18 protein-coding genes are annotated in these 21,627 nt (G+C 72.1%); 4 read left to right on the plus strand and 14 right to left on the minus strand.

Annotated elements, in window-relative coordinates; genetic code table 11:
* On the plus strand, positions 1–699 hold the full coding sequence (locus OG927_RS06720) for a nucleotidyltransferase domain-containing protein (protein ID WP_209470792.1): 699 nt from the start codon (positions 1–3) through the stop codon (positions 697–699).
* On the opposite strand, the gene OG927_RS06725 is transcribed toward OG927_RS06720, so the two are convergent.
* The 14 genes from OG927_RS06725 to OG927_RS06790 form a co-directional block, all read right to left on the minus strand.
* On the minus strand, positions 696–1,472 hold the full coding sequence (locus OG927_RS06725) for a nucleotidyltransferase domain-containing protein (protein WP_209470791.1): 777 nt from the start codon (positions 1,470–1,472) through the stop codon (positions 696–698). The two genes, OG927_RS06720 and OG927_RS06725, sit on opposite strands and share 4 nt — an antisense overlap.
* A 3-nt stretch (positions 1,473–1,475) precedes the next feature.
* Positions 1,476–2,498 (minus strand): ADP-ribosylglycohydrolase family protein, encoded by a 1,023-nt coding sequence (locus tag OG927_RS06730; RefSeq protein ID WP_056786107.1) that lies wholly within the window; start codon positions 2,496–2,498, stop codon positions 1,476–1,478.
* Positions 2,495–3,238: an NUDIX hydrolase gene (locus tag OG927_RS06735; protein ID WP_330319843.1), complete on the minus strand. Its 744-nt coding sequence runs from the start codon at positions 3,236–3,238 to the stop codon at positions 2,495–2,497. The genes OG927_RS06730 and OG927_RS06735 overlap by 4 nt, the downstream gene beginning before the upstream one ends.
* The gene (locus OG927_RS06740; protein WP_056786099.1) at positions 3,235–4,314 is read right to left on the minus strand and encodes an AAA family ATPase; all 1,080 of its coding nucleotides are present in this window, start codon (positions 4,312–4,314) and stop codon (positions 3,235–3,237) included. Before OG927_RS06740 ends, OG927_RS06735 begins: the two co-directional genes overlap by 4 nt.
* Positions 4,311–4,961, minus strand: coding sequence for a nicotinamide riboside transporter PnuC (gene pnuC / locus OG927_RS06745; protein WP_056786097.1), 651 nt, complete (start codon positions 4,959–4,961; stop codon positions 4,311–4,313). The genes OG927_RS06740 and pnuC overlap by 4 nt, the downstream gene beginning before the upstream one ends.
* Before the next feature lie 130 nt (positions 4,962–5,091).
* A complete protein-coding gene (locus OG927_RS06750; protein WP_330319844.1) occupies positions 5,092–6,270 on the minus strand; it encodes a pseudouridine synthase in 1,179 nt (392 codons plus the stop codon).
* Positions 6,270–6,920: an SMC-Scp complex subunit ScpB gene (gene scpB, locus OG927_RS06755; RefSeq protein WP_330319845.1), complete on the minus strand. Its 651-nt coding sequence runs from the start codon at positions 6,918–6,920 to the stop codon at positions 6,270–6,272. Before scpB ends, OG927_RS06750 begins: the two co-directional genes overlap by 1 nt.
* Positions 6,895–8,064 (minus strand): segregation and condensation protein A, encoded by a 1,170-nt coding sequence (locus OG927_RS06760; RefSeq protein ID WP_330319846.1) that lies wholly within the window; start codon positions 8,062–8,064, stop codon positions 6,895–6,897. The genes scpB and OG927_RS06760 overlap by 26 nt, the downstream gene beginning before the upstream one ends.
* A gap of 104 nt (positions 8,065–8,168) precedes the next feature.
* Positions 8,169–8,744 carry a hypothetical protein gene (locus tag OG927_RS06765; protein WP_056786076.1) on the minus strand — a complete coding sequence of 192 codons (576 nt, stop codon included), beginning with the start codon at positions 8,742–8,744 and terminating at the stop codon, positions 8,169–8,171.
* Entirely contained in the window at positions 8,741–9,859 is a 1,119-nt protein-coding gene (locus OG927_RS06770) for a ParA family protein (RefSeq protein WP_056786073.1), read from the minus strand. The genes OG927_RS06765 and OG927_RS06770 overlap by 4 nt, the downstream gene beginning before the upstream one ends.
* Before the next feature lie 382 nt (positions 9,860–10,241).
* Positions 10,242–11,357, minus strand: coding sequence for an alanine dehydrogenase (gene ald / locus OG927_RS06775; protein WP_209471348.1), 1,116 nt, complete (start codon positions 11,355–11,357; stop codon positions 10,242–10,244).
* 185 nt (positions 11,358–11,542) lie between these two features.
* Positions 11,543–13,573: a tetratricopeptide repeat protein gene (locus tag OG927_RS06780; protein ID WP_209470786.1), complete on the minus strand. Its 2,031-nt coding sequence runs from the start codon at positions 13,571–13,573 to the stop codon at positions 11,543–11,545.
* 241 nt (positions 13,574–13,814) lie between these two features.
* Positions 13,815–14,441: an NUDIX domain-containing protein gene (locus OG927_RS06785; RefSeq protein WP_124282820.1), complete on the minus strand. Its 627-nt coding sequence runs from the start codon at positions 14,439–14,441 to the stop codon at positions 13,815–13,817.
* 76 nt (positions 14,442–14,517) lie between these two features.
* The gene (locus OG927_RS06790) at positions 14,518–16,188 is read right to left on the minus strand and encodes a CTP synthase (RefSeq protein ID WP_056786067.1); all 1,671 of its coding nucleotides are present in this window, start codon (positions 16,186–16,188) and stop codon (positions 14,518–14,520) included.
* Between the two features lie 438 nt (positions 16,189–16,626).
* Here OG927_RS06790 and OG927_RS06795 point away from each other — a divergent pair, with 438 nt between their 5' ends.
* From OG927_RS06795 to OG927_RS06805, 3 genes are all read left to right on the plus strand, one after another.
* On the plus strand, positions 16,627–18,429 hold the full coding sequence (locus OG927_RS06795) for a glycoside hydrolase family 15 protein (RefSeq protein ID WP_056786065.1): 1,803 nt from the start codon (positions 16,627–16,629) through the stop codon (positions 18,427–18,429).
* A gap of 91 nt (positions 18,430–18,520) precedes the next feature.
* Positions 18,521–19,918, plus strand: coding sequence for an FAD-binding oxidoreductase (locus OG927_RS06800; RefSeq protein WP_330319847.1), 1,398 nt, complete (start codon positions 18,521–18,523; stop codon positions 19,916–19,918).
* An 80-nt stretch (positions 19,919–19,998) separates the two neighbouring features.
* Positions 19,999–21,624: a PucR family transcriptional regulator gene (locus tag OG927_RS06805; protein ID WP_124282818.1), complete on the plus strand. Its 1,626-nt coding sequence runs from the start codon at positions 19,999–20,001 to the stop codon at positions 21,622–21,624.
* Positions 21,625–21,627: the final 3 nt, after the last annotated feature.

Genomic DNA, 21,627 nt, shown 5'->3' on the forward strand with positions numbered 1-21,627 from the left:
ATGATCACCCCTGAGGCCGAGACCCTCGTACGCGATCACACGGTCTACTCGTGCGTGATGGGTTCCCGCGCCTTCGGGCTGGCCACCGACGACAGCGACACGGACCGGCGCGGGGTCTTCCTGGCGCCGGCGCCGTTGTTCTGGCGCTTCACCAAGCCGCCGACCCATGTGGAGGGGCCCGCCCGGGAGCAGTTCTCCTGGGAGCTGGAACGCTTCTGCGAGCTGGCGCTCCGGGCCAACCCCAACGTGCTGGAGTGCCTGCACTCGCCGCTCGTGGAACGGATCGACGACACCGGCCGGGAACTGCTCGGCCTGCGCGGGGCGTTCCTGTCCCGCCGGGCCCACGAGACGTTCGTCCGCTATGCGATGGGCCAGCGCAGGAAGCTGGAGGCGGACGTACGGCAGCACGGCGCCCCGCGCTGGAAGCACGCCATGCACCTGCTGCGGCTGCTGGCGTGCGGCCGGGACCTGTTGCGGACGGGTGAGCTGGTCATCGGGGTCGGCGACGCGCGCGAGGAGCTCCTCGCGGTGAAGCGGGGAGAGGTCCCGTGGCCCGAGGTGGAGCGGCGGATGACGCGCCTGGCCGAGCAGAACGACGAGGCGCACACCCGCTCGCCGCTGCCTCCGGAGCCGGACCTGGAGCGCGTGGAGGCGTTCCTGGTACGGACCCGGAGGGCGTCGGCGGCGGCCTGCGGCTAGCCGAGCCGCGCGCGGACGACGAGGTCGTGCAGCGCGTCGAAGCCCGACGCGGTGTCCGGCAGCCGGGACGCGGCCCGGGCTTCGTCGAGGACCGCGTGCAGCGCCTCGACGTCCCGCGCCGCGACCGCTCCGTCCACGGCGCCCGCGGCGCCGTGCTCGGCCTCCGCCTTGGCCTCGATCAGGGACGGCAGGTACGCGGGCGTCGCCACCTCGCCCAGCAGCGTCGGCAGGTGCGCGACCAGTTCGCCGCTGCGCATCAGGTGGATGCCGGTGAGCAGCGCCCGGAACGTGTAGAGGAGCGGTTTCAGCTCACCGGTCCTCTCGTACAGCCGCCACTGGGTGCCGGCGAACCCCCGGTAGTGGTGGGCGTGGTTGCGGGTCATGACATCCGGCGCCCGTGCGGTCAGCTCCGCGTGGAGTGCGGTGGTGTGCACGACCAGCGGGGACAGCAGCTGCTCCAGGACGTAGCCGTTGGGCTTCAGCATGAGGCGGACGAACTTGCGGAGATCGTGGGTGACGAGGTCCATCTCGACCCCGTCGCGGTTCCACATGCGCGAGCGCGTCTCCTCGGGGTCGCGCAACCCGACGAGATCCTCCGCGGGCAGGACGTGGACCCCCCGCAGGTCCACGTCCGAGTCACGGGAGGGGAAGCCGTACAGATGCGCGCCGGAGACCGTGGCGAACAGGAGCGGTCCGGGCTCCTCGGCGAGGACGGGGGCGAAGTCGGTGACCGGCAGCCCGGCCCCGAGGAGGGGCGTCGTGTCGAGGTGCATGGGTCAAGCGTCCCAGAGCGCACCGAGCGACAGCAGGTCGCTGCGGTACTCGATGCGTTCCGACCACTCCTTGGGCCACGCGCCCGCCCCCAGGTGCGCCCCGGCCAGCGCGCCGGTCATGCAGCCCAGCGAGTCGGAGTCGCCCCGGGTGCAGGCGGCCCGGCGCAGCGCGGTGACCGGCTCCTCCGGGAAGAGGAGGAAGCAGTGCAGGGCCGTGGCGAGGGCCTCCTCGGCGATCCAGCCGTCCCCGGTGGTCTCGCAGGGGTCGGTCTCCGGGGACGGGTCGCGCAGGGCGTCCTGCAGCCTGGCCAGTACGGCCAGGCACTCGTCCCAGCCGCGCCGGATGTACGCCTCGGGTGAGGCGTCCCCCGCGTACCGCCAGAGGTCGCCGAGCCAGCGCTCCAGGTAGCGGCCGCTGTTCTCGTAGGCGTAGCTGCGCAGTTGGCCGACCAGTCCGAGAGGTTCGGACCCCTGTGCCAGCAGGAACACCGCGCGGGCCATCAGGTCGGAGGCGGCCAGGGCGGTGGGGTGGCCGTGGGTGAGGGCGGCCTGGAGCTGGGCCGCACCGGAGCGCTGCTCCTCGCTGAGGCCGGGGACGAGCCCGACCGGCGTCACCCTCATGTTGGCGCCGCAGCCCTTGGAGCCGGTCCGGCTGGCCTCCTGCCAGGGCCGTTCGCTGTCGAGCATGCGGCAGGCCGTCATGCAGGTGCGGCCGGGTGCGCGGTTGTTGTCCGGCGAGTGGTACCAGTCGACGAACTCCTCGCGGACGGGGCGCACCAGCCGCGAAGGGGTGAGCAGTCCGCGGTCCATGGCGGTGCGTATGCCGCGCCCCAGGGCGAGCGTCATCTGGGTGTCGTCGGTGACGATCGCCGGCTCGGGGAGCCGCATCTGCCGCCAGGGCCCGCACTTGGCGAGGATGGACGGCACGTTGTTGAACTCGGTCGGGAAGCCCAGCGCGTCGCCGAGCGCGAGCCCGGTCAGCGCGCCCGTGGCGGCCTGCTTGGTGAGAATCCTTGTCGGGATCATGATGTCCGTCCTTCCGGGCGTCCTTCCGGGCGCAGGAGTGGTGGGTGCAGGGCGGTGGCGGCACCCGCCCGGTACAGGGCGGCCGGTTTCCCGCGTCCGCCGGTGCGGCGCGGGGGTCCGTCGACCGCCTGGACGAAACCGGGCGTGGTCAGGACCTTGCGCCGGAAATTGGGCCGGTCGAGCTCGACGCCCCAGACGGTCTCGTAGACCTGCTGGAGCTCCCCCAGCGTGAACTCGGCGGGACAGAAGGCGGTGGCCAGACAGGAGTACTCCAGCCGGGCGCCGATCCGGTCGTACGCGTCGGCCAGGATGCGGTCGTGGTCGAAGGCCAGCGGTTCGGTGCCGCCCGCCTCCCACCACTGCGCGCGTGCCGCGTCCCCGCCGCCCCGCGGTTCGGGAAGGTCCGGGACGAGTGCGGCGTACGCGACGGAGACGACCCGCATCCTGGGGTCGCGGTCCGGGTCGCTGTAGGTGCGCAGCTGTTCGAGGTGGAGGGCGCACACGCTGTTCCGGCTGAGTCCCGTCTCCTCGGCGAGCTCGCGGCGCGCCGCCTCCTCCGCGGATTCGCGGGGCAGCACGAAGCCTCCGGGCAGCGCCCAGCGGCCCCGGTAGGGGGCTTCGCCCCGTTCCACGAGCAGGACGTGGAGCCGGCCTTCCCGGACGGTGAAGACCGCGAGGTCGACGGTGACGGCGAAGGGGACGAAGGCGTGGGGGTCGTATCCCTCGGGGGCGGTGCTCACCTCTTCTCCGGGAGGGGGTCGGCGAGGCGCGGACCGGTGGCGAGGAGAGCGTCCACGGCCGCGACCGCGGTGTCCAGACGGGTCCGGTGCGGGCCCGTCACCTCGATGAACCGCCGTCCGGTGCGGGTGAGTTCGGCGCGGAAGCGGTCGGTCATCCAGGGCCGCAGCTCCTCGCCGTCGCGCAGCCCGTCGTCCTCGAACGCGACGCCCTCGTGGTCGGTGAGCAGCCACAGGTGGTGGGGTGTCAGGTCGGCGGTCCGCTCCACGAGCGGGTTGCGTCCGCCGATGTACCGCTCGTGCCAGACGGTGGTGGCGAAGGAGTCGGTGTCGCAGAAGAGGACCGGGGAGCCGATGCGTGCGGCGGCCTCCTCCCGGGCGTTCTGGGTCTCGGCGATGAGGGGGAAGTCGTCCGTGTGGAAGGTGACGTCCTCCCACTGCGCGCCGGGCCAACGGCTGCGCAGGTCCGCCAGTTTCCGTTCGCTGAACTCCCGTCCGTACTCGGCGACGTACTGGGTGTGCGACCAGGCGCCGCCGCGCCGCCGGTAGTGCTCCGTCAGCGCCCGGGCCAGGGTGGTGGTGCCGGTCGACTCGGCGCCGAGGACGACGATCCGGCGGGTGAGCGCCGCCCGTACGGGAGGTTCGAGGTAGTCCCAGCAGCCGGCCGGGTCCGCCCGGACCGCGGTGCCGGAGACGGGGAAGACGGTGCGGGCGGGATCGACGAGCTCGGACCGGGCGCCGAAGCGGCGGGCCAGTTCGTCGCCGTACGACTCCGAGCTGAAGACGGCGTCGACCTGTTCGGGGACGGCCCCGGTGAACACGGCCATGTGCGCGTCCCAGATCGCCGGGTCCCCCAGGTCCATGGGGATGTCGTCGACGGCGCCGACCACCCGCACGCCGGGGTGCACCTCGCGCATCCAGGCGACCCGGTCGGCGAGGGGCACGGATTCGACGGAGGCGGCGCAGACCAGGACGGTGAGCCGCTCGCAGCGGTCCTGCGCGGTGCGGACGAGGTGGTGGTGGCCGGCGTGCGGCGGGTAGAACTTGCCGAGGACCAGGCCGTGGCCGTAGCGCTTCACGCGGGCACCCGCTCCCGGCCCGGGGCGGCGGCGAGGTCGCGGCTCCAGTTGCGCAGCCCGATCAGGCAGAGCGTGAGGAAGCCGGCGTACAGCAGGGAGGTGAGGTAGAGCTCCTTGTGCGCGTACAGCGGGATGTAGACCACGTCGGCGGCGATCCACAGCCACCAGGACTCGACCCGCTTGCGGCACTGCCCGTACGTCGCCATGAGGGACAGCGAGGTCGTCAGGGCGTCCCAGAAGGGGACGGTCGAGTCGGTGGCCCGGGACAGCAGCAGGGTGAGGCCGAGAGTCCCCGCCACCCCCGCCGCGAGCAGCCAGGTCCATTCGGTGCGTGTGGTTCTGCGCACCGGCAGGACCGATGAACCTGGTCCACCCCCGTGGGTCCAGGTCCACCAGCCGTACGCGGCGAGGGTGATGAAGACGATCTGCAGGCCGGCGTCGGCGTACAGACCGGACTGGGCGAACAGCAGGATGAAGAACAGGTTGTTGGCGATGCCGATCGGCCAGTTGGCGAGGTGCTGGCGGGCCACGAGCCAGACGCACAGCGCCCCGCTGCCGAATCCGAGCACCTCGGTCCAGCTGACCGGGGTGTCCAGGACCGTCACCAGGGGCTGCTGCAGGGGGTCGAGTATGTCCGCGAGCGTCACGCCGTTCCTTCTCTCTTTAATAGTCACTCTGACTATAAAGAAGAACCGGCGGCAGCAAAAGGCCCGCGGCCGGTTCCCTGTTCGAAATGAACCAGGAACCGGCCGCGGGCCGTTCGGTGCGGGGCGCGGGTTACAGGCCGACCTCGCGCATCAGCATGCCGACCTCGGTGTTGGTCAGCCGGCGCAGCCAGCCGGACTTCTGGTCGCCCAGCGGGATCGGCCCGAAGGACGTGCGCACGAGCCGCTCGACCGGGAAGCCGGCCTCGGCCAGCATCCGGCGGACGATGTGCTTGCGGCCCTCATGGAGGGTCACCTCGACCAGGTAGTTCTTGCCGGTGTTCTCGACGACCCGGAAGTGGTCGGCGCGGGCGTACCCGTCCTCCAGCTGGATGCCGCCCTTGAGCCGCTTGCCGAGGTCGCGCGGGAGCGGGCCCTGGATGGCGGCCAGGTAGATCTTCTTCACCCCGTACCCGGGGTGCGTCAGGCGGTGGGCCAGCTCACCGTGGTTCGTGAGCAGGATGATGCCCTCGGTCTCGGTGTCGAGCCGGCCGACGTGGAACAGCCGCGTCTCGCGGTTGTTGACGTAGTCGCCGAGGTTCTGACGGCCGTCGGGGTCCCCCATCGTGGAGACGACACCGGCGGGCTTGTTCAGCGCGAAGAACAGGTGCGACTGGGTCGCGACGGTCAGGCCGTCGACCTTGATCTCGTCCTTCTGCGGGTCGACCCGCCTGCCCTGCTCGAGGACGATCTCGCCGTTGACCTCGACCCTGGCCTGCTCGATCAGCTCCTCGCACGCCCGGCGCGAGCCCATGCCGGCCCGGGCGAGGATCTTCTGCAGCCGCTCGCCCTCCTGCTCGGCGCCCGGGTGCGTCCGGGGTGTCTTGATCTCGGGCTTGTCCGCGTACCGGTCGCGGTTGCGCTGCTCGATCTTGGCGTCGAGCTCGCGCGGGCGGGACGGGGCGCCCACGCGGCGCCCACCCTTGGTCACGTTCTGTGCGGACTTGGGGCCGCCCTTGGCCCCGCCGCGGGCTGCCGCGCCGCGGCCCTTGCGGGCGCCGCCGTCGCCGCCCGGCTTGTCGGAGCCCACGTCGTAGCGGCGCTCCTCGGGGCGGGGCCGGCGGGGACGCTGCTCCTGCTTGTCGTCACGCTCGCCGTCACGCCCGGAGCCGGAGACCCGGGGGTTCGGGTTGCTGCTCCGGCCGCTGCCGCTGTTGTTCCTGCCGCCTGCGCCGCCGCTCCAGGAGCCGCTGCCGCCGCCACTCCTGCCGCCGCTCTTGCCGCTTCCGCTGTTGCTGCCACTGCTTCGCATCAAAAATCCGTCTTGTCGTCTGCGTGAGTTTCCGGGGTGTCCGGTGCGTCCGGATCGAACGACGGCACACCCTCTAGCGTCTCAGCCTCGATCGCGTCCGCCTCCGGGAGGAAGGGCGCGAGCTCCGGGAGCTCGTCCAGGCCTCGCAGGCCCATGCGCTCCAGAAAGTAGTTCGTCGTCCTGTACAGGATCGCACCTGTTTCGGGTTCCGCGCCCGCCTCCTCGACCAGACCCCTCTGCATGAGGGTCCGCAGGACGCCGTCGCAGTTCACTCCGCGCACCGCGGAGACCCTGGACCGGCTCACGGGCTGGCGGTACGCGACGACCGCGAGCGTCTCCAGCGCCGCCTGCGTGAGCCGTGCCTGCCGGCCGTCCAGCACGAAGCCCTCGACCGCCGCCGCGTACTCCGGGCGGGTGTAGAAGCGCCAGCCCCCGGCGATGAGCCGCAGGTCGAAGCCACGGCCCTGGGCCGTGTACTCGTCGGCGAGCTCGCGCAGCGCGTCCGCGACGGCCCGGCGGGGACGCTGGAGCACCTTGGCCAGGTGCTCCTCGGTGGCGGGCTCGTCGACGACCATGAGGACCGCTTCCAGTGCGGGCCGGAGGTCGAGCGCGGCGACCGCGCCGTCACGTCCGGTGTCGTCTGCACTCATTCCTGTACTCCTCCTGTGCCTCGCGCACCTCATGGTCGAACTCGTCCGTGACGAGTGGCTCGGCCCCCTCCGCACCGGCCCAGCGCACCAGGAGTTCCCCCAGTGCCTCCTCCTGGTCCAGGGTGACCGCCTTCTCCCGGTAGAGCTCCAGGAGCGCCAGGAACCGGGCGACGACGGTGAGGGTGTCCCCCGCGTCCTCGGTGAGCACCCGGAAGCTGAGCTCGCCCTCGGCACGCAGCCGGTCCACCACGATTCCGGCCTGTTCCCGCACGCTGACCAGCGGTGCGTGGATGTGGTCGACGTAGACCTGCGGCACGGGCCGGGGCTGCATGGCCTTCACCGCGAGCCGGGCGAAACCGTCCGGGCCGATGCTGATGACGACCTCGGGCAGCAGCTCGGCATGGTGGGGTTCGAGTCCGACGGTTCGGGGGTGGCGGCGGGATTCGGACTCCAGGCGGTCGCTGAGGATCCCGGCGATCCGCTTGTACGCGCGGTACTGCAGCAGCCGCGCGAAGAGCAGGTCCCGCGCCTCCAGGAGCGCGAGGTCCGCCTCGTCCTCCACCTCTGCGGTGGGCAGCAGCCGGGCGGCCTTCAGGTCGAGCAGGGTCGCGGCGACGACCAGGAACTCGGTGGTCTGGTCGAGGTCCCAGTCCGGCCCCATGGCGCGGATGTGGGCCATGAACTCGTCGGTGACGCGGGAGAGAGCGACCTCGGTCACATCGAGCTTGTGCTTGGAGATCAGCTGGAGCAGCAGGTCGAAGGGGCCCTCGAAGTTGACCAGCCGCACGGTGAACCGCTTGTCGTCGGCGGCCCCGGGCACCTCGCCGGCCCCGGTGCCCCCCTCGGCCGGTGCGGCCGCCCCTGCGGGGCCGGGAGGTACGGCCGCCCCTGCGGGGCCTGTGCCGCCCTCGGCGGGCCCGAGGGCTCCCCGGTCGCCCACCGGGGCCGTCCGGGGCTCCTCGACCCCCTGGGGCGCGTCTGCCGGACCTGTGGGCTCGTCCACCGGGCTCGCGGGCCCGGTCCCGGGCTCCGGAAGCACGTTCCCGGAGGCGTCCGCCTCACCCCGGCCGGCCGCGGGCCGGGCACCCGGCCCGCGGCCGAGCGCGCGGCGGGGCGGGCGGGCGGGGTGGTCGGCAGTCGGCATCGCGGTCCAGGGGTGCGGCGGAGGCGTACGGGCACGGCGGCCCGCGACGACGGGCCGGGCCGCCGTGTCGGCGGCCCTCCCGCAGGCTACCGGCGCCGCGCCGGTCAGCGGCCGCGCAGCCTCCGTACGAGGATGCTCGCGTCGCCCCGGGACTCCAGGTCCGCGAGCACCACGGCGACCGCTTCCCGGACGATGCGTCCGCGGTCGACGGCGAGGCCGTGCTCACCGCGCAGCACCAGCCGCGCGTGCTCCAGGTCCATCAGTTCCTCGGCCGACACGTAGACGGTGATCTTCTCGTCGTGACGTTCCCTGCCGCTCGGCCGGCGGTTCGCACCCCGCCCACCGCCGCCGCCGCGTCCGCGCTGCTGCTGGACGGTGGCAGCGGTCTCCTGCGGTGCGGAGCGGGGCTGGGGCGTGCCGGGCCCGTCGGGGCGGCTGCGGGGGCCTCCGCCGTCGGAGTCCGCGGTGGAGTGCTCCTGGCGGGACTGCGCGGCCGTCGTGCCGCCGCTTCCCCCGGGGGTCCCGCCCTGGCCGCCGGTGTCGGCCGCCGGGTCGCTCCCTCCGGCCGGCGCGGGCACCCGCGCCTCACCGTTCGCCTTGCGTCGCCGGTCGGCGGGTGAGGCCTGGAGGCCCATGCCTCCGGTGGTGCGGAACAGCTCGTCGGCCCCCGGCAGACTCACTCGGCGTGACACCGGGCGAGCACCTCCCTGGCGAGCTGGCGATAGGCGGCGGCACCGACCGAGTTGGAGGCGTACGTGGTGATGGGCTCACCGGCCACCGTGGTCTCCGGGAAACGCACCGTGCGTCCGATGACGGTGTGGTAGACGTGCTCGTCGAAGGCCTCGACGACGCGCGCGAGCACCTCACGGCTGTGAACCGTGCGGGAGTCGTACATGGTCGCGAGGATGCCGTCGAGCTCCAGTTCCGGGTTGAGCCGCTCCTGGACCTTCTCGATCGTCTCGGTGAGCAGCGCCACACCTCGCAGCGCGAAGAACTCGCACTCGAGCGGGACTATCACCCGGTGAGCCGCCGTCAGGGCGTTCACGGTGAGCAGGCCCAGCGAGGGCTGACAGTCGATCACGATGTAGTCGTAGTCGGCCATCAGCGGCTTGAGCGCACGCTGCAGCGTGGACTCCCGCGCCACCTCGCTCACCAGCTGCACCTCGGCGGCCGAGAGGTCGATGTTGCTCGGCAGCAGGTCCATGTTGGGCACGGCGGTCTTGAGCAGGACCTCGTCGGCCACCATGCCCCGCTCCATGAGCAGGTTGTAGACGGTGAGGTCGAGCTCCATCGGGTTGACCCCGAGGCCGACCGACAGGGCTCCCTGCGGGTCGAAGTCGACGAGCAGGACGCGTCGCCCGTACTCGGCGAGCGCGGCACCCAGGTTGATGGTCGACGTGGTCTTGCCGACGCCGCCCTTCTGGTTGCACATCGCGATGATCTTCGCGGGGCCGTGATCGGTCAGCGGACCGGGGATCGGGAAGTACGGCAGCGGCCGGCCGGTGGGGCCGATCCGCTCGCGGCGCTGGCGAGCGGCATCGGGCGCGAGCGTGGCCGCGTACTCCGGATCGGGCTCGTATTCGGCGTCTGGGTCGTAGAAGTGCCCCTCGGGCACCTCGGCGAAGTCGGCGAAGTGGGCGGTCTCTCGGCCACTTTCGTTGCCGGCCATGGCGTTCACGTGTAGGCCGTCCATCATCTGGGGGGCTGTCGTCATGTGCTGGTGGGTGGCGAAGGTGCGGACAGCGACGGAGCCGACAGCTTCGAGCCCGATCGGGCTCAGACCCCGTGCAGGCATCCCTGGTTGACCACCCCCGGGAGTAATTGTCGACTCATTCACAAGTCGTCCTACCTCCTTGGATGCGACCAGGAAACTTATCGATAGGTCAGCGTGGCACCATGCCGACGATTGGCGACTCTATGGCGTGTCACCGGTTCGCAGCAACACAATCCGCCGGACCCGGCCCGATGTGTCGGCAATCGAACACCCCTCTGTCAAGGGTGCCGGACGTCCCGTGCGCGCCATTCACGGGGGTGCAAAACGGGTATGGGGTTACGTGTCCGGCGAGTTGAACGGGGCACGCGCGAAGGCCCGGCACACGCGCGGCCGGACCCTGCTGGGCAAGGTCCGGCCGGACGTACGAGGTTGACGGAACGGGTTGACGGAGGGGGTCGGCCGCTCAGCCGAGAAGCGCGGCCGGCTCGACGTGGTCGAGCCCGTGCGCCTCGGCCACCTCGCGGTAAACGACCTGGCCGTCATGGGTGTTGAGGCCCCTGGCGAGAGCTGCGTCACGGCGCAGGGCGTCGGCCCAGCCGCGGTTCGCGAGCTCCAGGATGTAGGGCAGCGTGGCGTTCGTGAGGGCGTACGTGGAGGTGTTCGGCACCGCGCCCGGCATGTTGGCGACGCAGTAGAAGACCGAGTTGTGGACCATGAAGGTCGGCTCGGCGTGCGTGGTCGGGTGCGAGTCCTCGAAGCAGCCGCCCTGGTCGATCGCGATGTCGACAAGAACACTTCCGGGCTTCATCCGGGCGACCAGCGCGTTGGTGACCAGCTTCGGGGCCTTCGCGCCGGGAATCAGCACGGCACCCACGACGAGGTCGGCCTCGATGACGGCCTTCTCGAGCTCGAGGGCGTTGGAGACGACCGTCCGCACCTTGGTGCCGAAGATCCGGTCGGCCTCGCGGAGCTTGTTGATGTCCCTGTCGAGCAGCGTCACGTGGAAGCCGAGCCCGACGGCGATCTGCGTGGCGTTCCAGCCGGAGACACCGCCGCCGATGACGACGGCCCTGGCCGAGCCGGTCCCGGGGACGCCGCCGGGGAGCACACCGCGACCGCCGACCGAACGCATCAGGTGGTACGCGCCGACCTGCGGGGCGAGGCGGCCGGCGACCTCGGACATGGGGGCGAGCAGCGGCAGCGCGCGGTTCGCGGTCTCGACGGTCTCGTACGCGATCGCGGTGGTGCCCGACTCCAGCAGGGCGTCGGTGCAGGCGCGGGAGGCGGCGAGGTGCAGGTACGTGAAGAGCGTCTGCCCCTTGCGCAGGCGGTGGTACTCCTCGGCGACCGGTTCCTTGACCTTGAGCAGCAGGTCGGCGGCGGCCCACACCTCGTCGGCGGTGGGCAGGATCCGCGCACCCGCGGCTACGTACTCCTCGTCCGGGATGGAGGAGCCCTCGCCGGCGTACTGCTCGACGAACACCTGGTGGCCGTGACGGACGAGTTCGTGCACTCCGGCGGGGGTGATCGCCACTCGGAACTCGTTGTTCTTGACTTCGCGGGGGATGCCGACCTTCACGTCGATCACGGTCCTTGGCTCGCAGGGCAGCTCGGGCATAGCGGGAGGTACCCACATGAACCAAGCCTAAAGGGGACACCGCAGGGGTGCGCGGCAGAGCCATCATTATTGAAGGACTTCCCGCTGTCCAGCCTTACAAAGCATTAAGTTTTCACCGAAGTACTACGGATTTCGTAGGCCGAGCCCTACTCTCCCAGTAATCTGTCGGCTGCCGCCCTGTGCAGCCCCGCCGCCGCCGGGTCCCCGAGCCGGTCCAGCGTGTCCGCCAGCCGCAGCTCGAGGGCGCCCTGCAGCCGCACATCCCCCGCCCGGCGGGCCAGGTCCACCGCCTCACGGCAGGTGTGCAGCGACTCCTGCGGGCGGCCCGCGTACTCCTGCACCCGTGCGGCCTCGCTGGTCGCCCGCGCCTGGGCGGGCAGGTCGCCGAGCCTGCGGTGCCCCGCCGCCGCGGCCCGCCAGTTGCGCAGGGCCTCGCCGTAACGTCCCGCGTAGCTGTGGACGGCGCCGAGCCGCCCGTAGAGCCGGGCCTCGTCGGCCCGCTCCCCCTGCGTGAGCCGCTGCGCGAGGGCCCGGCCGTACCAGTCCGAGGCCCGGTTGAAGTCCCCCAGCTCCGCGTAGGCCCCCCCTACGGATTCCATGGCGCGGCCCGTCGCGTAGAGGTCGTTCGCCGCGCGGCCGGCGTCCAGCGCGGCCCGGTAGCGGGTCAGCGCCTCCTGGGTGCGGCCGGTCCTGGCGTCCAGGTCGGCGAGGTTGAGCAGCGCGGCGGCCTTCTCCCGGTGCAGGTCGCGGCGTTCCGCCACGTCCAGGACCAGCGCGTGCAGCCCGTACAGCTCGGGCGCGGCCTCCTCGGTGCCCCGGTGCACGGCGAGCGCCCGGACGAGTGCCGCGACCAGTCGGCGGGCGAGGGTGTCCAGCTCCCCGTCCTGGACGGCGAGCCGGGCGGAGGCCAGCAGGGCGGGCTGCCGGATCCGCAGCCACTCGGCGGCGGCGTCCGGATTGGGGAAGCGCAGCGAGCGGGGCAGTCCGGCGAGCTTGCGGCGGGCAGGTGAGCCCTCCGGGTCGGTGACCGCCCGGCAGGACTGGAGCTGGCGTACGGTCCGCTCCAGCATCCTGGCCCGGGCCAGCTGGATCTCGGCCGGCCGGTCCCGTTCCTCCAGCAGGGCGCGGAGCAGGGGGGCGAGACAGCCGGGCACCTCGTACTGGGGCTGCTCCGCGCCGTTCGACCGCATCAGTCCGAGCCGGACGAAGTCGTCCAGGGTCGTCTGGGCCGCGGAGACGGAGCACCCCGCCAGCGCGGAGGCGGTGTGCGCGTCGGCCAGTCCGGCGGGGGCGAGCGCGAGAAGCCGCAGTGTCCGGGCGGCGGCCGGCGGCAGGGAGTCGTGGACCAGCCGGAAGGCGCGGGCCAGCGGGCGGGCGCCGGTGGGCTGTTCGGCATCGTCGGGCAGCTCGCGCAGCTGCTTGGTGACGTCGGCGACCGAGGCGCCCGGACGGGCGGCGAGCAGGCCGGCGACCAGCGTCAGGGCGGCGGGCAGTCCGGCGCACTCCTCGGTCAGCGTCTCGGCGGTCCGAGGGTCGACCGTGATCCTGACCTGCCCGATGGTGCGGGCGAGCAGGTGGACGGCGGATCCCGCGTCCATGCCTCCGATGGTGCACGGACGGACGCCCGGAATGCCGGTGAGCGGGCCGGTGGAGGTGGCCACGACCAGGCAGTCCGGGTTGTCCGGCAGCAGCGGGTCGACCTGTTCGGCGTCCACCGCGTCGTCGAGCAGGATCAGGGCGCGGCGTTCGGCGAACGCCGCGCGGACCACTTCGGAGAGCTCGTCCTCGTCCGCGCCGGGCGGGGCGGGGACCGCGAGCAGGTCCAGGAGTTCGCGCGCGGTGCGCTCGACGGGTACGCGTGCGCCGTCGTGATCGGTGAGCGCGACCCGGAAGACCCCGTCGGGGTAGTCGCCCGGTTCCGCCAGCCGGCGCGCCAGTTCGGCCGCGAGGGCGGTGCGTCCGGATCCGGGCCGGCCCGCGATCAGCAGGACCCGGGCACGGGCGGCCTTGCGGCCGGCCAGCGTGTCCAGACCGGCTCGCCCGATGTCGTCCTGAAGGGCTCTCAACTCGCGTTCGCGGCCGAAGAATTGGGGTGGGGTGGCACCGGATGGCCGCTTGGATCCCGACGCCCCCGCCACGCCGGCCGGGCCGCTGGTGTCCACCGCCTGATCGGTCACTGGCCACGCTCCACTTCACTGCACGCGGTTGCCCGCCGGAACTCCGGTCGGGACCTTTCGAGCGTAGTTCAGCGGTGCGGACGATCACGGCCGAGCGGGGCGGGTACGTCCCCCGATCGGATCAGCGTTTCTTACGATCGGTCCCCGGCCGGGTACGCGGGGCCGTGGCGGGGGTACGCGGCCGGGCCGGCCGGGCGCCGGTCCCCGTCGGCGCCGGCCGGTCCCCCGCCGTCTCGGGCGCTCAGGCCTCGAAGGGCCTGGCGGGCCACGGCGCCTCGGCCGGCCGCAACGCGTCCACCCCGTCGCCCGCGAGCACCGCGGTGAGCGCCAGGACGCCCACCACCAGGCAGTTGTTGTGGAGTTCCCCGGCGAGCACCCCCTGCACGAGCTCCGGGAGCGGCACCCGGGCCTGCTCCATGTCGGCCTCCTCCTCGGAGACCTCGAAGCGCTCGCCCTCCACCTCGGAGAGGTCCCGGGCGAGGAAGACGCGTACGGCTTCGTCGCAGCCGCCGGGCGTGGTGTAGACGTCGGTCAGCACCCGCCAGTCCTCGGCCTTGACGTGCGCCTCCTCGTACAGCTCGCGCTGTGCGGCGTGCAGCGGGTTCTCCCCCGGGATGTCGAGGAGTCCGGCGGGGATCTCCCACAGCTTCTGGCGCACCGGGTGGCGGTACTGCCGCAGGACGAGGACACGGCCTGCCTCGTCGAGCGCGAGGACGGCGACGGAGCCCGGGTGGACCTGGTAGTCGCGGCGTGCGACGGTGCCGTCGGGCATCACCACGTCGTCGGTGCGGACGCTGGTCTTGTTGCCGGTGAAGGGCGTCACCGTCGCGGTGACCTGCCACTCCTCGGGCGTGTCCTGGATTCCCATGTACGTCCTCCCACGAAAAACAGAAACCGGGGCACGCATCCGGTGAAGGATCCGTACCCCGGTCAACCGTATCGCCTTATGCGGGGGCGTCCGTCCCGCGTGCCGCGACCTGGCGCGCGACGGCGGCCTTCACCAGGCCCGCGAAGAGCGGGTGCGGGCGGGTCGGGCGGGAGCGCAGCTCCGGGTGCGCCTGGGTGGCGACCAGGTAGGGGTGGGTCTCGCGCGGGTACTCGACGTACTCGACGAGCTTGTTGTCCGGGGAGGTGCCGGAGAAGACCAGTCCGGCCTTCTTCTCCAGCTCCGCACGGTAGGCGTTGTTGACCTCGTAGCGGTGGCGGTGCCGCTCGTCCACGTACGGCTGGTCGTCGTACGCCTCGCGGACGACGGAACCCTCGGCGAGCTTCGCCGGGTACAGGCCGAGCCGCATGGTGCCGCCCAGGTCGCCCGCGCCCTCGACGTAGGCGAGCTGCTCCTCCATCGTCGAGATGACGGGATGGCCCGTGGCGGCGTCGAACTCGGTGGAGTTGGCGTCGGGGATCCCCGCGAGGTTGCGCGCGGCCTCGATCACGATGCACTGCAGGCCCAGGCACAGGCCGAGCAGCGGCACCTTGTTCTCGCGGGCGTACTGGATCGCGCCGACCTTGCCGATCACGCCGCGCTCGCCGAAGCCGCCGGGGATGCACACGGCGTCGACGTCACCGAGCTGCTTGTGCGCGCCCGCCGGGGTCTTGCAGTCGTCGGAGGCGACCCACTTGACCTTGACGCGGGCCCTGTTCGCGAAGCCGCCGGCCCGGATGGCCTCGGTGACCGAGAGGTAGGCGTCGGGCAGGTCGATGTACTTGCCGACCAGCGCGACGGTGACCTCGTGGTCGGGGTTGTGGACACGGTCCAGCAGGTCGCCCCAGGTCGTCCAGTCGACGTCGCGGAACGGCAGGTCGAGCTTGCGGACGACGTAGGCGTCCAGTCCCTCGGAGTGCAGCACCTTCGGGATGTCGTAGATCGACTTCGCGTCCGGGCAGGCCACCACGGCGGCCTCGTCGACGTCGCACATCAGCGAGATCTTGCGCTTGATGGAGAGCGGTACGTCGCGGTCGGCGCGCAGCACGATGGCGTCGGGCTGGATGCCGATGTTGCGCAGGGCCGCGACGGAGTGCTGGGTCGGCTTCGTCTTCAGCTCGCCGGACGGGCCGATGTAGGGCAGCAGCGAGATGTGCACGACGAAGACGTTGTCGCGGCCGACCTCGTGACGCACCTGGCGGACGGTCTCGAGGAACGGCAGCGACTCGATGTCGCCGACCGTGCCGCCGACCTCGGTGATGACGACGTCGACGTCGTCGGTCGCCATACGGCGGATGCGGTGCTTGATCTCGTTGGTGATGTGGGGGATGACCTGGACGGTGTCGCCGAGGTACTCGCCGCGCCGCTCCTTGGCGATGACCTGCGAGTAGACCTGGCCGGTCGTGACGTTGGCCGAGCCGTCGAGGTCGACGTCGAGGAAGCGCTCGTAGTGGCCGATGTCCAGGTCGGTCTCGGCGCCGTCGTTCGTGACGAACACCTCACCGTGCTGGAAGGGGTTCATCGTGCCGGGGTCGACGTTGAGGTAGGGGTCGAGCTTCTGCATGGTGACCCGCAGGCCACGCGCCTTGAGCAGGGCACCCAGACTTGACGCAGTCAGACCCTTGCCGAGGGAGGAGGCGACACCCCCGGTGACGAAGATGTGCTTGGTCGTCGTGGATGAGGGCTGCATAGCCAAAGGGGGCTCCCGTGGTCGCGATCGTGAGGTGCGTGCCGGCGTGCCGTACGGAGAATTCCGGAGGCGCCGTCGCTGCGGTTCGGGGGCCTCGTCCACTGTCGGGACGACCACCGGTCCACGGGCTACCAGGGTAACAGCGACGAGGAGAGGTCGCTTCCGGCCACTCCTCGCACACGGTTGACACAAGATCACCGCAGTCGTTCCACGTTCTGCCCATTCTCCGGTAACGGGCGGCGGACAAGTCGCGGACAGTCGCGCGGAACCCCCGGGTGCGTCGTATCCTGCTCGGACACTCGCTGCCGAGTTGGCCGGCCCAGCGGCAACACCCCAGCCCGCTCACCCGTGCAAGAGCTCGTCGGTTCTACTACAACGACCCCTTGACCAGCAGTAAGCGCCCTTCGGGGCGACATGGCCGTTCGACTGGAGACGCACGTGGCCGGGCGCATCGAGGATTACGCACTCATCGGAGACATGCAGACCGCAGCCCTGGTCTGCCGGGACGGCACAGCAGACTGGCTGTGCCTGCCCCGCTTCGATTCCCATGCCGTGTTCGCCGGGCTTCTCGGCACGGAGGAACACGGATTCTGGCGGTTGGGACCCGCCCGCGCGGAGGGGGCTCAGCCCGCCGCCGCGGACCGGCGCCGCTACCGGGGCGACTCGCTCGTCCTGGAATCGGAGTGGGACACCCCGCGCGGCACGGTCCGCGTGACCGATTTCATGCCGCCGCGCGACGGCGCCCCGCAGCTCATCCGCATCGTGGAAGGTGTCAGCGGCCGGGTGCAGATGCGCTCGGAGCTGCGGATGCGTTTCAGCTACGGGCGGGTCACCCCCTGGGTGCACAAGGTCGACGGCCGTACGGTCGCCGTCGCGGGGCCGGACTCGGTCTGGCTGGACACCGAGGCCGACACGTACGGCCGGAACCTGACGACGTACTCCGACTTCACCGTGGCACCCGGGGACCGGATCGCGTTCACGATCAGCTGGCAGCCCTCGCACCGCGAGCCGCCCGCCCTGCCGGACCCCGAGGGTTCGCTGGAGGCGACGGAGAACTTCTGGCGCGAGTGGGTCGAGCAGTGCACGTACCACGGGCCCTACCGGGAGGCGGTGGTGCGCTCGCTGATCACGCTGAAGGCGCTCACGTACGCGCCGACCGGCGGCATCGTGGCGGCTCCGACCACCTCTCTGCCGGAGGACATCGGCGGCTCACGCAACTGGGACTACCGCTACACCTGGCTGCGGGACGCGGCGATCACGCTCTCCTCCCTGCTGCGCACCGGCTACCGCGAGGAGGCCCGCGCGTGGCGCGAGTGGCTGCTGCGGGCGGTCGCGGGCGACCCGGAGAACCTGCAGATCATGTACGGCATCGCGGGTGAGCGGGAGCTCGGCGAGGCGGAGCTGGACTGGCTGCCCGGTTATGAGAACTCCGGTCCGGTGCGGGTGGGCAACGGCGCGGCGAACCAGCTGCAGCTCGACGTGTACGGCGAGGTCACCGAGGCGCTCCATCTGGCGCACATGACGGGTCTGACCCGCAACGACTACGCGGTGGGCCTCCAGCTCAAGCTGATCAGCTATCTGGAGAAGCACTGGGAGGAACCGGACGAGGGCATCTGGGAGGTGCGGGGGCCGCGCAGGCACTTCGTGCACTCCAAGGTGATGGCCTGGGTGGCGGTCGACCGCACCATCAAGCTGATCGAGTCCGGGGACACCGACGGGCCGCTGGAGCGGTGGCTGCAGCTGCGCGACGACATCCACCGCGACGTCTGCGAGCGGGGTTACGACAAGGAGCGCAACACCTTCACCCAGTCCTACGGGTCGAAGGAGCTGGACGCCTCCCTGCTGCTGATTCCGCAGATGGGCTTCCTGCCGCCCGACGACAAGCGGGTCATCGGCACGATCGAGGCGATCCAGCGCGAGCTGTCCACGGAGGACGGCTTCGTCCTGCGCTACCCGACGGCCGGTGAGGACGCGGGCGTGGACGGGCTGGAGGGCGACGAGGGCGCGTTCCTGGCCTGTTCGTTCTGGCTGGCCGACGACCTCGCGATGATCGGCAGGGTCGACGAGGCCCGCCAGCTCTTCGAGAAGCTGCTGTCCCTGCGCAACGACCTGGGGCTGCTGGCCGAGGAGTGGGACGCTCGGCTGCAGCGCCAGGTGGGTAACTTCCCGCAGGCGTTCAGCCATGTGCCGCTGATCGACACGGCGCTGCGGCTCACGGCGAGCGGGGCGTACGTCGGCTGATCCAGAGGCGTGACAGAACCTGCGGGACGGCCGATGTCCACGGTCCGGCCTACGATGGAAGGGTTCTGTCACGCCCTGCGAAGGGGGCAGCATGACGCCCCGCGAACCTTTGGCGGACGCCGGCCTGGCCGGCCTCCGCAGCGATATCGCCGGTGAGGCCCATGTGCCCGGCGACCCGGGCTACGACGAGGCCCGCACCGTCTTCAACAGCATGATCGACCGCAGACCCGCGGTGGTGGTCCAGTGCGCCGCCCGCGCCGATGTGGTGCGGGGGCTCCGCTTCGCCCGTGAGCACGGCCTGGAGGTCGCGGTCCGCGGCGGGGGGCACAGTGTGTCCGGGATGTCGCTGAGCGAGGGCGGCCTGGTCATCGATCTGCGCCGCATGAACGCCGTCACCGTGGACCCGGAGAACCGAACGGCCCGCGTCGGGGGCGGGGCCGTCATGGGCGATCTGGACCGGGCGACCCAGCCGTACGCCCTGGCGACCACCGGGGGCCGGGTCTCCACCACCGGGGTGGGAGGCTTCACCCTGGGCGGCGGATCGGGGTGGCTGGAGCGCAGGTTCGGGCTGGCCTGCGACAACCTGCTGGCCGCCGAACTGGTCACCGCGGACGGCGGCACCGTGCGCGCCGCGGCGGACGAGAACCCCGACCTCTTCTGGGCGCTGCACGGCGGCGGCGGCAACTTCGGCGTCGCCACCTCCTTGACCCTGCGCCTGCACGAACTGCCCGTCCTGACCATGATGCTGCTGCTCTTCCGTCCCGAGGACGGCCCCCTGGCGGTGCGCACGTACCGGGACCTGATGGAGTCCGCACCGGACGAGGCGGGCGGCGGGTGCCTCTATCTCACCGGTCCGCCCGAGGAGTTCGTGCCCGAGCACCAGGTGGGACGGCTCATCTGCGCCGTCCTGGTCACCTACACGGGGCCGGAGGCGGAGGCCCGGGACGTGGCCGCACCGCTGCTCGCGCTGGACCGCGAGGCGGAGTTCATCACGGAGATCCCGTACGCGGATCTGCAGTGCTTGCTCGACGACCCGCCGGGACAGCGGAACTACTGGTCGGCCGAGTACCTGGACTCCTTCCCCGACGAGGCGGTGGGCGCGTTCTGCTCGACCGCCCACGCGATGCCCGTCCCCTCCGGTTCGCAGCACGTGCTGTTCCCGCTGGGCGGTCGGGTGGGCCGGGAGTCCGGCGGCTTCCCGGTCCCCTGGCGCTCGTCCCCCTGGGCCGTGCACCCGTTCGGGATCTGGGGAACCGCGGCGGAGGACGAACAGGGCAAGGCCTGGGTGCGCGAGGTACGTGCGGCGGTCCGGCCCTGGGCCGGGGGCGCCGTGTATCTGAACTTCATCGGACGCGAGGGCCAGGAGCGGGTCGTCGCCGGTTTCGGTGAGGAGAACTACGAGCGGCTGGCCGCGGTCAAGGCCCGCTACGACCCCGGCAACGTGTTCCACCTGAACCACAACGTGAAGCCGTCGGTCGCCGTGGTGTGACGACCCCACCGGGCCCGGTAGCTTCCTGACCGGGGCATTCCGCCCCGCCGTGGGCGAGTGGAAGCACGAGGCCGGAGCCAGTGGAGACAGAGGGCGGGATCACCGTACGGAGGGCCCTGGAGCTGCCGGGGCTGCGCGGCGGGCTTCCCGAGGTACTGGCCGGGGAGGACCGGCTGGACCGTACGGTGCGCTGGGTGCACGCCGGTGAGGCACCGAACATCGCCTCCCTGCTCAAGGGCGGCGAACTGCTGCTGACGACGGGGCTGGGCCTGGGCACGCGCCCCGCCGAGCAGCGGGCCTTCGTCCGGCGGCTGGCCGACCGGGGCATCGCCGCCCTGGTGGTGGAGCTGGGGCCGCGCTTCAGCCGGCTGCCCGCGTCGATCGTGGACGCCGCGCGGACGGCGGGGCTGCCGCTCGTGCAGCTGCACCGCGAGGTGCCGTTCGTCGCGGTGACCGAGGAGATCCACACCGAGATCGTCAACGGGCACTACGCGCTGCTCCGGCGGGCCGAGGAGGTGCACCGGCGCTGCACGCAGGCGGTGCTCGGCGGCGGCGGTGTGCCTCAGGTCCTGACGATCCTGGCGGACTTCACCGCCAACCCCGTCTTCCTGGAGACCCCGGACGGACGGCTGCTGTACGCGGCGGGCACCGGGACCGGGCCGGTGGGCGCCGATCCGCTGCAGGTCTGGGAGGGGCTGCGCGGCGGCCGTGGGGTGCGCGAGTCCCCGCCGGCCGGAACCGTGCTGGTCGAGGTGCCGGGCGGAGGCGGGGGCAGTGTGTCGGTGCGGGCGCGGCTGGTGCTGCTCGCCGTGTCGGGGCCGCTCGTGACGGTGCACCGGATGGCGGCCGAGCGGGCGGCGGGCATCCTCGCCGTCGTCCTGATGCAGGCCCGCCAGGAGGAGGAGCTCGCGGCGCGGGGGCGCGGTGACTTCCTCACCGATCTCTCCGAAGGGCGCGTCGCGCCGGAGGACGCGCCCGCGCAGGCCGGGGTGCTGGGGTTCCGGCCGGGCGGGGATCCGCTGCTGCCGGTGGTGATGCGGCTCGCCCCCGCGTCCGCGCCGTCGGGGAGCTGGGCGGTGCTGGCACGGACGGTGATGGAGGAGCTGTCCGGGCTGGGCGTGCCGGTACTGCTGGGTGTGCGGCCCGTGGAGGGAAGGATTCCGCTCCTGCTGGCGCTGCGCCGGGAGACCGGGCGCACGGCGCTCGCGGACCGGGTGGCGGCCGCGCTGCGGGCGGGTGTGGAGCGGGCGGGCCATACACGGGCCGGGGACCGCGCACCGGTCGTCGTGGTCGGGGCCGCGGGCGGATGGGGCGCGGCGGGTGCGGGGCTGCGGCACGCGGCTGAGGCGGCGACGGCCGCGCAGGGGCTGGGGGAACGGCCTTGGTACGACGCACAGCGTCTCGACATCGACCTGCTGCTGTGGCGGCTGCGGGACCATCCCGACCTGGCGTCGTTCGTGGACCGGGCGATCGGCCCGCTGCGCGAGCACGACCGGACCTCGCGGCCCGTGCTGCAGCCCACCCTGGAGGCGTACATCGCCCATGCGGGCCGCAAGGCGGAGACCGCGCGCGAACTGCATCTGAACCGGCAGACGCTCTACAACCGGCTGGCGCGCATCGGGGAGCTGCTCGGCGCCGATCTGGACGACCCGCAGACGGTGCTGGCCCTGAGTCTGGCGCTGCGGGCGCGGCGCCACACACTCTGAGGC

The sequence above is a fragment of the Streptomyces clavifer genome (assembly GCF_036345975.1).
In the GTDB taxonomy this organism is placed as follows: domain Bacteria; phylum Actinomycetota; class Actinomycetes; order Streptomycetales; family Streptomycetaceae; genus Streptomyces; species Streptomyces clavifer.